The 12,444-nt window shown below is 50.7% G+C and carries 11 protein-coding genes; 4 read left to right on the forward strand and 7 right to left on the reverse strand.

The window, feature by feature from the left end; genetic code table 11:
* Positions 1-9: 9 nt before the first annotated feature.
* Both RB298_RS16270 and RB298_RS16275 read right to left on the reverse strand, forming a co-directional pair.
* The gene (locus RB298_RS16270; protein ID WP_096777055.1) at positions 10-888 is read right to left on the reverse strand and encodes a carbohydrate ABC transporter permease; all 879 of its coding nucleotides are present in this window, start codon (positions 886-888) and stop codon (positions 10-12) included.
* Positions 881-1,936 (reverse strand): ABC transporter ATP-binding protein, encoded by a 1,056-nt coding sequence (locus tag RB298_RS16275; RefSeq protein ID WP_096777056.1) that lies wholly within the window; start codon positions 1,934-1,936, stop codon positions 881-883. Before RB298_RS16275 ends, RB298_RS16270 begins: the two co-directional genes overlap by 8 nt.
* A 361-nt stretch (positions 1,937-2,297) precedes the next feature.
* Between RB298_RS16275 and RB298_RS16280 the strand changes: the two genes are divergently transcribed.
* Positions 2,298-3,059 carry a DeoR/GlpR family DNA-binding transcription regulator gene (locus RB298_RS16280; RefSeq protein WP_090912648.1) on the forward strand — a complete coding sequence of 254 codons (762 nt, stop codon included), beginning with the start codon at positions 2,298-2,300 and terminating at the stop codon, positions 3,057-3,059.
* Positions 3,060-4,058: 999 nt separating this feature from the next.
* Here RB298_RS16280 and RB298_RS16285 read toward each other — a convergent pair.
* Positions 4,059-5,093 (reverse strand): lytic polysaccharide monooxygenase, encoded by a 1,035-nt coding sequence (locus RB298_RS16285; RefSeq protein ID WP_096777058.1) that lies wholly within the window; start codon positions 5,091-5,093, stop codon positions 4,059-4,061.
* Positions 5,094-5,472: 379 nt separating this feature from the next.
* A complete protein-coding gene (locus RB298_RS16290) occupies positions 5,473-5,772 on the reverse strand; it encodes a hypothetical protein (protein WP_096777059.1) in 300 nt (99 codons plus the stop codon).
* 205 nt (positions 5,773-5,977) lie between these two features.
* Between RB298_RS16290 and RB298_RS16295 the strand changes: the two genes are divergently transcribed.
* The 3 genes from RB298_RS16295 (at position 5,978) to RB298_RS16305 (ending at position 8,587) form a co-directional block, all read left to right on the forward strand.
* Complete coding sequence (locus RB298_RS16295; protein WP_090912644.1) at positions 5,978-7,393, forward strand: NAD-dependent malic enzyme; 1,416 nt, start codon at positions 5,978-5,980, stop codon at positions 7,391-7,393.
* Complete coding sequence (locus RB298_RS16300; RefSeq protein ID WP_096777060.1) at positions 7,386-7,991, forward strand: class I SAM-dependent methyltransferase; 606 nt, start codon at positions 7,386-7,388, stop codon at positions 7,989-7,991. The genes RB298_RS16295 and RB298_RS16300 overlap by 8 nt, the downstream gene beginning before the upstream one ends.
* Positions 7,992-8,071: 80 nt before the next feature.
* Positions 8,072-8,587 (forward strand): DinB family protein, encoded by a 516-nt coding sequence (locus RB298_RS16305; RefSeq protein WP_096777061.1) that lies wholly within the window; start codon positions 8,072-8,074, stop codon positions 8,585-8,587.
* A 218-nt stretch (positions 8,588-8,805) separates the two neighbouring features.
* Here RB298_RS16305 and RB298_RS16310 read toward each other — a convergent pair whose 3' ends face one another.
* The 3 genes from RB298_RS16310 to RB298_RS16320 all read right to left on the reverse strand — a co-directional run bounded on the left by RB298_RS16310 (position 8,806) and on the right by RB298_RS16320 (position 12,333).
* Positions 8,806-9,780, reverse strand: a complete 975-nt coding sequence (locus RB298_RS16310) for an anti sigma factor C-terminal domain-containing protein (RefSeq protein WP_486047593.1) — start codon at positions 9,778-9,780, stop codon at positions 8,806-8,808.
* A gap of 115 nt (positions 9,781-9,895) precedes the next feature.
* A complete protein-coding gene (locus tag RB298_RS16315; protein ID WP_096777062.1) occupies positions 9,896-11,329 on the reverse strand; it encodes an alanine/glycine:cation symporter family protein in 1,434 nt (477 codons plus the stop codon).
* A gap of 230 nt (positions 11,330-11,559) precedes the next feature.
* Positions 11,560-12,333 (reverse strand): MerR family transcriptional regulator, encoded by a 774-nt coding sequence (locus RB298_RS16320; RefSeq protein WP_486047594.1) that lies wholly within the window; start codon positions 12,331-12,333, stop codon positions 11,560-11,562.
* Between the last annotated feature and the right edge of the window lie 111 nt (positions 12,334-12,444).

The raw sequence follows: 12,444 nt of genomic DNA on the forward strand, positions 1-12,444 counted from the left end.
CTTATAGCCTTATTGATAGTGGACCTTCTTGGATAACAGCCGGAAATAGATGAACGTGAGCAATCCGATAATGGCCATGAGCACAACGCCTGTCGCCGCCGAATAACCGATATTGGTCGTTCGGAATCCGTATATGTAATACACAAGCGTCGTCGTTGCATTGTTTGGTCCTCCGCCTGTCATCACCTGAACGGTATCGAATACCTTGAAGGAGCCGATCGTCATGATGATGAGAATAAAAAACAGCTGCGGCGAGATCATCGGCAGTGTGATTTTGTAAAACACCTTGAACTTGCTCGCATTATCCAGCGCGGCCGCTTCATAAATGCTCGGCGATATGCTCTGCAAGGCTGCCACGATAATCAGGGTATAATAGCCGATGGCCTGCCAGACCGACACGATAATGACCGATATCAACGCGGTCTTGGAGCTTTGAAGCCATGCCGACGGCGGGAGTCCAACCAGCTTGAGCAGATAATTGAGCAGTCCTTGATTCGGCTCCATCAGCCACAGCCAGACCAGCGAGATCGATACGATGGATACGACGTGCGGCGTGAAAATCCCGGCCTGGACGATCGAATTGAAACGGCCTTTCTTGTTCAGCCATACGGCGATCAGCAGGGACAGCAGCATGGTCAAAATGACGACCCCGGCCGTATAGACGGAGGTGTTCCAGAGTGCTTTGTAGAAATCCCCGCGCCCCAGAATCTGCGTGAAATTGTCCAATCCGACAAATTTGCTCTTGTCTTTGTTCATCAGGTTGTATTTGAACAAGCTTAAGTAAATCAAATAACCTACCGGATACATCACGAACAGCAGGATACCCGCCATGGCTGGCGCGATCAGCACATAGGGCCTGATCCCTTCCCAGATCCTCCTCTTATCCATGGGCCAGCCCTCTCAGCCGCTCCATGAACTCCCTGTGGCGGTTGTCCTTCTCGTCCACCCGGTTCTCATCCGAACCGAAGAAAAACAATTGGTCGGCCGGCACGCCGAGACAGACCTGCTGATCGACATGGTATCTGTCATCCGGACATTTCACCATGAATGCATGACCATCGGTCGTCTTCACCTGATAAATCGTCTCGGAGCCCAGCATTTCTCGCGTGATGATCTCGCCCTTGGCCGTGTAGTGAAACGATTCCGGTTCCGTGCCGATCACAACGCTTTCCGGACGGAACCCGAACGTCGCGCGATCGTCCCCCAGCGGCGCAATGTTCATGGGAGGAACCCCGATGAACTGGGCCGCAAACAGATTGCTGGGCTTGCGGTACACCACTTCGGGCGGCGCCTCCTGCTGAATGACCCCTTTGTTCATCAGCACGATGGTATCCGCCATCGACATGGCCTCGATTTGGTCATGGGTCACGTAAACAAAGGTCGTCCCGAGCTTCTTGTGCAGCTCGATCAGCTCGATCCGCATCTGAACCCTCAGCTTGGCGTCCAGATTGGACAACGGTTCATCCATCAGGAAGACGGACGGATCCTTAACCATGGCCCGGGCTAAAGCCACCCGCTGCCGTTGTCCGCCGGACAAGGTGGAGGGCTTGCGGTCTAAATAATCGTTCAGTCCCACGGTTGCCCCTATGGTTTCCACCAGTCGCTTACGCTCGGCTTTGGGAACCTTATTGTTCACGAGGCCGAATTCGATATTCTCGCGGACCGACATCGTCGGGTAAATGGCGTAGTTCTGAAACACCATGGCCACGCCGCGCTTCCCCGGTGCAATGCGCGTGACATCCTTGCCGTCGATCAGAACGGAACCGGAGGTTTGAGGGTCTATGCCCGCAATCATCCTTAGGAGCGTTGTTTTCCCGCACCCTGAAGGGCCGACCAGCACGGTGAATTTTCCGTCCTCGATGGTAAGATCCAAGTCCTGTATGACGGTTTGACGATCAAACGACTTGCTCACTTTCACAAATTCAATGGATGCCAAGAGCGATCCCCCTCACCAATGTGTAATGATGCTGTCATGACAAGCGAAAAAATGAACGATTCCATAACATGAAATCCCTTACATGCACCTGATAATAAGTACGCATCAAATGCACATGTAATGATCACTTTTGTTCATTTTTATTTAATTCGATTGTAGATCTGCAATATTAGGAGAGTGTTAGGCCTTCGTACGGATTGTGTAAATTCGCTTCGCAGCAAGGGATTTAACATGGCATTAACATAACGGGAGTACACTAGATAGATATGGAGCCCATAAGCATAAAAAAGCAAAAGTGCGCATTGTATGTACAAACGCACTCTGCTGCTCATTGTCCAATTAGGAAGGGAGAAATTATCGATTGCTGGCACACGAACGAAAGAAAAGGATCATTGATTACGTAAGGCAATACCGTACGGCAACGGTTGCCGCCCTGGCATCCGAATTCGGCGTCCACACGGCCACCATTCGCCGCGATCTGGCGGAGATTGAGCAGGAAGGCGCTTTGAAGCGCACGCATGGCGGGGTCATCATGGAGCAATGGACGCATAACGAGCCATCCTTTAATGAACGGACGAACTTTCATCGGGACGAAAAAATACGCATCGGCCAGCTCGCGGCTTCACTCGTGGAAGACGGGGAAAATATCATCATCGATTCGGGGACAACCACCCTTCATATTGCTACGCATCTTGTGCACCGCTCGGACATTACCGTCATAACCAACGATATGAACGTTGCCGTCGAACTTCGCGATGCTCCGGGCATCAAAGTCATCCTGACCGGCGGGGAGCTGTACCCCTCGAGCTATATGCTAAACGGCATGTTTACCGACCATGTGCTGAAATCCCTGCATGTTGAGAAAGCGTTCATCGGCACCCCTGCCCTGCATCCCCAGCATGGCCTCATGCATCCGGAGGCGCTGCTCGTCCCTGCCAAGCAGAACATGATTCAGGCCGCCGGCGAAATTGTCGTAGTCACCGACCACAGCAAGATCGGCAAGCTGTCCCTGCATACGGTCGCTCCCAACAGCGCCATTCATACTCTCGTTACCGGCAGCGAGGCTTCCGACTCGGATGTCAAGCCTTTTCAGGAACGTGGCATCACCGTTTACAGGGTTTGAGGCTAGCAAACTTTGCATACCTTTGCGGACCGTGGCACCTTTGCGTACCTTGGCGGACCTTGGCGGACCTTGGCGGACCTTGGCATGCCTTTGCATACCTTCGTACCTTTGCGTACCTTGGCATGCCTTTGCATACTTTCGTACCTTTGCGCACCCTGGCATGCCTGAACATACTTCTTGCAGAATGCACAAAAGGCACCCCGAAGGGTGCCTTTTTCAAGCTGCTACTCGCAAGCGGCTTGCTCATTTATATTCCACTGCTATGTTTACCATCCATACTCGCTTTTTTCGCGATCCCTGCTTAGACCAAAAGAGCAATAAGCAGAAATTCACGGAATGTCCATAAATAAATCGCCATGTCATTCAATATGTCCAAAACTTAACGCTCGACAGCCAATCCAAGCATGCCCCGGACCACGCACCGTGCACACAGGGAGAACAGGGAGCACAGGGAGCAGTGCCGCACGATCTACTTGTTCTTTGGTATAAGGACTTCCTAACGGACTCAGAATACCTTATTTCATAGAAAACAACCCTTTTAGTAACTTTAGCGAACCCAGCGGACCTTATTTGCTGTTTTAATCGGTATTTTCTCCCGTATTTCTCATAATAGCGGATCTGGAGTCCGGTACATTGTGAAAAATCGGGTTATGATCTTGAATAACGGAACTAGGGTCCGTTTAAGTTGGCAAAAGCCATGAAATCATACAGAAGGAAGAACATCGACAGTCAGACCCACAATATTACTATAGGTAATTCCAAGCCATCAGGGTCAATGCGCAGCCGACGGAAGCTATCTCCTCTACGCTTATTAGAAGCTATCTCCTCTGTACTTGTTAGTGGAAGTAAAAAAAAGGAAATATACCACCGCCCACTCTCTCATTCCCTCCATCCGCATAGCGGGTGGTTCTTTGTTTCGCGCGGTTCACGCACGCAACTGGCTAAAGCCTAAGAAAAATCCGGCAGTCATTAGACGCCGGATCCGGTCAAACGATCGATTTAAGGGATAACCTTCCAAACTTCGGCAGATCCAGGTGTTTCGCCTTGAGTCCACCATTTTGCTTCATAGTTCACGCCATTGTGGCTGACTTTGCTGCCGCCTAAATAAACGGCTGTTGCGCTCCATGCCGGATAGGTCGTGGAGCTTCCGGATGTTGAAACCGTAAGCGGAGCCGATGCGGATGATTTACTGCCTGAGCTGCTGACGGCTACCACAGTGTACGTATAGGACGTTCCTGCGGTTAGCCCCGTGTTGGTATAAGAGGTTGAAGTCGATGTACCCACAAGGGATCCGTTACGGTAGATTTCATAACTGGAAGCCCCGGTGGAAGCTGTCCATGCCAAGGATACGCTGCTGCTTGTTTGGGATGGGGAAGTAAGTCCCGTCGGTGCAGGAACGCCTGGGTTCGGAGTTCCGCCACCGCCGAAGTCTACATCGATGACGTTATAGAAAGCGTTAGCCGTGTCAGCTACTTCCCATACCGCCAGAATGACATGGTAACCGGACTTGGCAGGAACGTTACATGTGGATGCATAGTTTGTCGGAGGTTTTACGCCGCCGTAGTTAATGGAGCAGAAAGGCGTCAGATCGAACGAAGCTCTGCTCAGCGGAGCATTTTGATCCCAGCCGTCTTTCGTAATGTAGTATTTCCAGCTTGCCGTCGCATGGTTGGCCGTCAAATGCCATTGGAACGTCGTGGTTCCCGGGGAAATGCTTACTTTGCTCCAGCGAGTTGCGGACTGCTCATCGAGTTTAGGGAACGCGCCGCCTGCACTCGCGATTTTGCCATCGGCGGGACCTGCGTTCGGCCAGCCTTTAGGAGCTTCCAAGCTTTGCGGCTCATACACGATGGCGCCGCAATCGGTGTTTTGCCCCTGCTTACACAGAATGGCGCGGCTTCCTGGAGAATCGACATATCCGTGGGCAGAAGCTTTATCCGCAAATAAAACCATGAACAAGGTCATCAACAACATCGTGGAACCAGCAATGATCAAATTCTTGAGCCAAGCTTTGTTCGGCAAACTTAAAGTCATACAATTAATCCTCCTTTAATATAAAAGATAATAAATAAAGCGTTTACACAACCTCCGGCTGCTCAGGCCACCTCCCCTTCTTTGATACAGTAGTTGCCCTCTTAACTTACAGATAACTTGACTGAACTTGGAAATCTTCCGCAATCATCGTCCAAGCTTTACCAGTACTATCATTATTTTAAAGCATCTGGAAGTCGTATCCCATAACACTAATCAACGATTTGTTACACATTTCAATGAAATTGGATAAATATGTAACCTGAAATGTTATGAAAACACACGGAACTTGCAGAAAAAAATCGCAAAAAAAAGCATGCCTCCCCTGGGGGAATCATGCTTTCATCCATGCTGTTCGATCCGTTCAGACCGCGCAGCAGCTCTATTCCACGCCGTCCCTAAAATGCTTCTGGTAATGTTTATCCCCTTTATGCTCCAAATCCTCGATCGTTAGCTCCAGGGTATGAATAATCTGTTCCTTGACCTGATTCAACGTGTCAAAATACACGTTCTCCTCCGCTCCAACGATGCGTGTGCCACTAAGTGCCTGAACGGCCTGGTAAACCCGGTGCTGTTCGGCCAAATCGTCGACGGCCTGCAGCGTATGTTTCATTTGAAGGAACAGATCCTTATGATGCTGGGTGGTCAAACGTTTTTCAAGCTCCTCGATTCTGGCATTCATGGCAGCTCTCTCCTTCGCAATAAGATGCTTTCGATTATACTTCCTTGGAATCCCCTTTTCCAATAAATTCTTCTTATATATATCACGGTTTCTTTACGGTGAAACAGGAAATTGACCACTGCTCAGCGAACTATGATAACGTTAACATTTTGCATAACTACATACACTGAGAATGACGAAATCGATCAAACATTTGGAGGTAACAATGGAAAACAACGGACTCGGAGGAAAGAGCATTATCCTCAGACTAGAAATGAATACTCAAGAGATCAAATTCGGTGAAGTTGCATCCGCCATATTTGAAGCCGGGGGAGACATGGTTGCCATCGACGTCATTCAAGCCAGCGGCCACATTACCGTACGCGATATTACCATTACGGTCACCGACAGCGTCGATATCGAAAAAATTACAAATACAGTAAAACATTTAAAAGGCGTTCGGCTCGTCAATGTTTCGGACCGCACCTTCCTGCTGCATCTCGGCGGCAAGATCGAAACCCAGCCCAAAATCCCCATCCAAAACCGCGATGACCTATCTCGCGTCTATACGCCTGATGTCGCCCGCGTATGCTCGGCCATTCAGGAGGATCCGAAAAAAGCCTACACGCTCACGATTAAAAGAAATACGGTGGCCGTTATTTCGGACGGAAGCGCCGTGCTCGGTTTGGGCAATATCGGCCCATATGCGGCCATGCCGGTCATGGAAGGGAAGTCGATGCTCTTCAAACAGCTGGCCGGCGTAGACTCCTTCCCGATTTGCCTTGACACCCAGGACACGGAAGAGATTATAGCCTGCATCAAAGCGATGGCGCCGGCATTTGGCGGCATTAACCTGGAGGACATTTCCTCTCCGCGCTGCTTCGAGATTGAACAGAGACTGCGCGACGAGCTGGACATCCCTGTATTCCACGATGATCAGCACGGTACGGCGGTCGTTCTGTACGCGGCGCTGATCAATGCCCTTAAAATCGTCGGAAAATCCATCGATAACGTTCGGGTCGTTGTGTGCGGAATCGGGGCTGCCGGGGTGGCATGCAGTAAAATCCTCCTGTCGGCCGGCGTTAAGGACATCATTGGCGTCGACCGCGAAGGTGCGCTGGTTGCTGGAAAAGAATACAGCAATAGTATGTGGCAATGGTACGCAGAGCATACGAACCCGAACAAAGTCGAAGGTTCCCTGCGCCAAGTGATCCAAGGTGCCGACGTGTTCATCGGTCTTTCCGCAGGCGGCCTGCTTCGCCGCGAAGACGTACAAGCCATGGCTGATCAACCGATCGTATTCGCAATGGCCAACCCTACGCCGGAGATCAGACCCGAAGAGGTCGAAGATATTGTAGGCGTTATTGCGACCGGACGTTCGGATTATCCGAACCAGATCAATAACGTCCTCTGCTTCCCGGGTATTTTCCGTGCAGCCCTGGACTGCAGAGCAACTACGATTAATGAGGAAATGAAGCTGGCCGCAGCCGAAGCCATTGCATCCGCCGTATCGGACGAGGAACGCAACCCGTCGTATATCATTCCGAGCGTGTTCAACCAGAACGTCGTAAAGGCCATTCGTGAGCTTGTCGTGAAAGCAGCGGTCAAGACAGGGGTTGCCCGGAGAATTCCGCGTGAATAAGAATTCCCTCATCCGAAAGTTCAATAAACAAGCTCCTATATATGAAAGGAACACCAGACAGCGCAGACTCGGAGAATGGAGACAGCGGCTGCTTCATGGAGTGGAGGGCAAAGTGCTCGAGGTAGCTGTCGGCGCCGGCGCCAACTTCCCCTTCTATCATCCTGATAAGGTGGACGTAACGGCAGTCGATTTCAGTCCCGAGATGTTAACCCGGGCGCGCCAAATGGCATCCGAGCTTGGCATTCGGGCCACTTTCCTGGAACGGGACATCGAGACCCTGGAGCTGCCGGAACGTTCCTACGACTGCGTGGTTTCCACCCTGTCGCTATGCGGCTATGAAGATCCGGTAAAGGCATTGAACAACATCAACCGCTGGGCCAAACCCGGCGGCCGCATTTATTTGCTGGAGCACGGCATGAGCACGAACCGGCTGCTCGGCGCCGTGCAGCATTTCGTCAACCCCGCGGCACGGCGGATATCCGGGTGTCATTATAACCGGGACATGATCGATATCGTGAATGCCTCGGATCTGAACATCGTCAAGACGGAACGCTATTGGAACGGCATCATCCATCTGATCTGGGCCCAAGCAACCTGACCGTTCATACATACATTCATTTGGACCTGGCGGCATAATTTTAATATGAGCTCTTAATCATGGATATGGAGGAACTTGTTATGAACACAAGGCCTAATGCTAACGAATATTTGCCCCTCGGCGAAAAATACGTATCGCTTGTCCCTGAAGGCCATATTGCCGAGATCTTGCAGCGGCAGCATGACGAGACGTTAAGATCGCTGAGCGATCTGACGGAAGAACAAGCTAATTTCCGCTATGCGGAAGGAAAATGGAGTCTCAAGCAGGTGATCGGCCACATCGCCGATGTAGAGCGTTTATGGAGCTATCGCATTCTCTACATTTCGCGCGGGGATGCCCGTGAATTTTCAGGGTACGACCGGGAGATTTTTGTCCAGAATTCTCCCTTCGGCCAGCTTCCTCTGCGGGAAGCCCTTAAAGATTACGCTGCCGTCAGGCAGTCCACCATTACGCTGGTTGGAAGCTTGACGGAGGAAGCGCTGCTGCGTCAGGGCACGTTCAACAACTACCCGCTCTCCGCCCGGGCGGCCGCCTATGTCATTGCAGGGCATGAACTTCATCATATGAATATTTTGCGGGATAAATATTTAACGTAATATAGATAAGCTGCTTAGCGGCATGGACAAGTATTACTTATTCTTAAACAAAAGGGGGACCCAAAAGATCTTAGATCTGACGGGAACCCCTTTTTCTGTTAGGAGAGGCTCCGTGTACGAATCGTTCCTCCCATCGCTGTTGCCCCCCAATTTCTCGGAATGGTTCAATGCATGAAGAAATCCGGGGACATATGCAAAGGTTGCCAGCGCAAGCTGGCTTAGCTCCAATTCCACACCTCGATGCGGCCCAAACGGAATCCCCAGAATTCCGACTCCTCCTTCAGCTTCTCCAGCTCCCGCACAGGTCCCGTGACGGTTGCCCCATAAACTTGAACTCCATTTTTCTTCAAGTAGGCCAGCCGTTGTTTGTCATCATCTACACCGTTGTATTTGATATTGTTGGTCATCCATTCAACGTCGACGATCAGCTGCTGCACATCGTCCGATATTCCTGCCTCCAATGAGAAAAAAGTATGCCATGCAGAAAGGAAATGGTTATCGTCAAACATAATTCTGGGCCTCAATGTAAGATGGGGGATCGTGTGACCAGCGCCGCTAGAGCTATAAGTACCCAGTTTGATTTCCCTCAGTTCACCAGCATAAACAGCCATATTGGTCGCTCTAACATCATAATCCGACAGGAGCTCCAAAACCTGCTCCGGTGACTTCAACGTTCGAAGCGAGAAGAATAATTCCGCTACGTTGCCGTCCTCCAGTTTCTCTAACTGGTTCATTGCACCATTCGGATGAGAGGAGTCTGTAATCTTCCCACCATCCAGAAGCGCAGAATGCAGAACATAAGGGTCCCTTTCTTCGCGGTTCAGGTAAGGCCCCTGTTTTTCAACGGAATAGGTCAGTTCTCCCCATAACCTCTTCTTCGCGTGAAGCTCTCCGACAATCAGCTGCCATTCCCCCACATCCTTATACACTTTCAGCGATTTCTTCTGTGTGAGGAAGGGCGTCACTTCTACCAGAGACAAGCCGCGTTTATCTACCATAAGTCCACTCTCATGCAATTCAACCGTCGTCATGACAGACCTTATAAATTTATCGTTCAGGTCATTTTTTTCATAATAAATTTGGACGGCTATATAATACATGACATAAGTAAGAAACACGGCCAACGCAGCTAATAAAGCATTGAAGAGCAGCCTTGCCCTTGTCCGCCAGGTCATCCGATTAACATGCAGCATTCGTATTTTCTCCCCCTTCTCACTTAGACAACGGTTTGATTCCGCAAAGGTTACGGTAAAATCAAAAATCGCTACAGCAGCTAGAACAACAGCTACCGTAGCGATTCCGTCCACGTTATTCGATTATGGCGCTTTTCGTGGTTGGGCTGTCATGTCCATCCCAGCACTCCACATCCTGAAGCCCCTTGATGCTGTCTTTAGTGAAGACCGGATCGAGGCCTGCCCGCTTCTGCTTCAAGTAGTCATTCAGTGCGGCAAAGGCCGTTCGGGATAGCAGCGCGATGGCAATGAGATTCACGATTACCATCAATCCCATGAAGAGGTCGGCCAAATCCCACACCAGCTTCACGCTGGTCACCGAGCCGAAGATGACCATGGCCAGCACGGAAACCCGATAGATCCATACCCAAACCCGATTCGACTTCAAAAATTCGATGTTGGTTTCCCCGTAGTAATAGTTACCGATCAAGGTACTGAACGCAAACAGGAAAATCATGACCGCCAGGAAGTCGGATGCCCACGCGCCCATCTCCATGGCCAGGGCAGCCTGCGTCAGGGCGATTCCATCAAGTCCGGTCTGCTGGTATGCGCCGGTAAACAGAATAATGAATGCCGTGCTTGTACATATGACCAGCGTATCGATCAGGACGCCCAGCGCCTGAACCAGTCCCTGCTTCGCCGGATGGCTTGTCGTTGCGGTCGCCGCTGCGTTCGGTGCGCTCCCCATGCCGGCTTCGTTGGAGAACAAGCCTCTTTTGATCCCGTTCATGAGCGCGGCACCGATCGATCCGCCGACCACCTGCTCATAACCGAACGCGCTTTTGACGATTAGCGCAAAAACCTCCGGCAGCTTGGTGATGTTCGCCAATACGATAAACAACGCGGCACCGACATACAGCACAGCCAGAATCACGACGATCAGCTCCGACATTTTGGCAATTCGCTTCACTCCGCCAAAGATGATGGCCGCAAAAACAACCGCCATGATGATTCCGAGGGTTAAACGATCCGTGCCGAAGGAATTCTGGAAAGCAATCGTAATCGTGTTGGATTGAACCGCGTTAAACACAAGACCGAAGGACAAGGTGATCAGGATCGCAAACAGCACGCCCATCCACCGCTTTTTTAAACCTTGCTGCATGTAATAGGCGGGACCTCCGCGGAATCCGCCCGCTCCATCCTTTACCTTATAAATCTGCGCCAATGTGCTCTCAATAAAGCTGGAGGCCGATCCGATGATCGCAATGATCCACATCCAAAATACGGCCCCCGGCCCCCCAAGCGAGATAGCCAGGGCAACGCCGGTAATGTTCCCGGTCCCGACGCGGGCCGCCATGCTGATGGCAAACGCCTGAAACGGGGAAATGCTGCCCTTCGTTTTGCTCTTGGGTTCGCGGATGACCCGGAACATCTCGCCGATCAGGCGAAACTGCAGGAACTTGGTGCCCACCGTAAAATACAGGCCAAACGCTATCAGCAATACGATAAGCAGTTTAGACCATAGAAAATCGTTAAAGATAGTAACTACCTGCTGTACAATTTGATCCATTCTCTACCCTCACTATATAAATGTCATCACCCATGGTGTAGGTTTGTGAAAAATAGCCCATGTTACATCTAACCATTACTCCCCACGTGGAGACAAGAGGTTAATTGTGGAAGGGGAGGCAGGGTGAACAGATCCAGCTCCTTCAATGGATCCCCTATAAAAAAAGACCCTCTCCTCGCGGGTGAGCGCAGGAAAGGGTCTTATCCGTAAGGCTGCTTGCCTCAGCTTGCTTACAATGATGCAGGATTCGTGCCCGTGTAAATCAGAATCGCATCGCGGAGGAACTTGGCGGTTCCAGGCTGCTTCTCGTCATAATGGGCGGTAAACCGCTCATCGTCAACATACATCTGGGCAAGGCCGGCATGGGCTTCTTTGCTGTAATCATTCCAATAATAGGTGAGCCAACGCTTGTGCAGATCGGCTGCCTTCTGGGCGAGCTCGCCGGCAGGATCGCCCTGCTTAAACGCTTCGGCCAGCGTTTCGTACAGCTCCTCCGCCAGACGCGTTACTTCATCATGCTGCGCTTGCGTCATATTTTTCAGCTTGGCATTGGATTGATTTACAGTTTCGTCGCCATACTTCTCGCGAATTTCCTTACCGTATTTCTTCTCATTATCATCAATCAGCTTCTGCTTGAATCCTTCGAATTTCTCTTGGTCACTCATCGTTTTTCTCCCTTCGGCGGAGGCTATCGTGTTCTCCACATTGGTAATCAGCAAATCCAGTTGCCTTCTCTTGTCTAGGAGCTGCGCATGGTGTTCCTGGAGCGCCTTGGTCCGATTGAAGGATGGTGAGGTCATAATCTCTTTGATACCGTCCAATTGCAGCCCAAGCTCCCGGTAAAACAAGATCTGCTGCAATTGGTCAACCTCCTCCTGCCCGTAAATCCGATACCCCGACGAGTTGATTCTGGCCGGCTTCAGAATCCCGATCTCATCGTAATAACGGAGGGTTCGCGTGCTTATTCCCGCCAACTTCCCAAGCTTCTGCACCGTGTATTCCATGGTTTCACCTCCTGACAAACTCAATGTACACCTTTACGTAACGTTAAGGTCAACACTTTGTGAGAAAAAAATGATGAATTTTTTATATATAAAAAAAGAAACTGAATGCAT

Source organism: Priestia sp. BR_2, assembly GCF_041954005.1.
Taxonomy (GTDB): domain Bacteria; phylum Bacillota; class Bacilli; order Paenibacillales; family Paenibacillaceae; genus Paenibacillus_AQ; species Paenibacillus_AQ lautus_A.

Coding starts and splice junctions, on each gene's coding strand:
- RB298_RS16270 (WP_096777055.1), bottom strand. CDS start 888: ATGGATAAGAGGAGGATCTGGGAAGGGATCAGGCCCTATGTGCTGATC.
- RB298_RS16285 (WP_096777058.1), bottom strand. CDS start 5,093: ATGACTTTAAGTTTGCCGAACAAAGCTTGGCTCAAGAATTTGATCATT.
- RB298_RS16290 (WP_096777059.1), bottom strand. CDS start 5,772: ATGAATGCCAGAATCGAGGAGCTTGAAAAACGTTTGACCACCCAGCAT.
- RB298_RS16295 (WP_090912644.1), top strand. CDS start 5,978: ATGGAAAACAACGGACTCGGAGGAAAGAGCATTATCCTCAGACTAGAA.
- RB298_RS16305 (WP_096777061.1), top strand. CDS start 8,072: ATGAACACAAGGCCTAATGCTAACGAATATTTGCCCCTCGGCGAAAAA.
- RB298_RS16310 (WP_486047593.1), bottom strand. CDS start 9,780: ATGCTGCATGTTAATCGGATGACCTGGCGGACAAGGGCAAGGCTGCTC.
- RB298_RS16315 (WP_096777062.1), bottom strand. CDS start 11,329: ATGGATCAAATTGTACAGCAGGTAGTTACTATCTTTAACGATTTTCTA.
- RB298_RS16320 (WP_486047594.1), bottom strand. CDS start 12,333: ATGGAATACACGGTGCAGAAGCTTGGGAAGTTGGCGGGAATAAGCACG.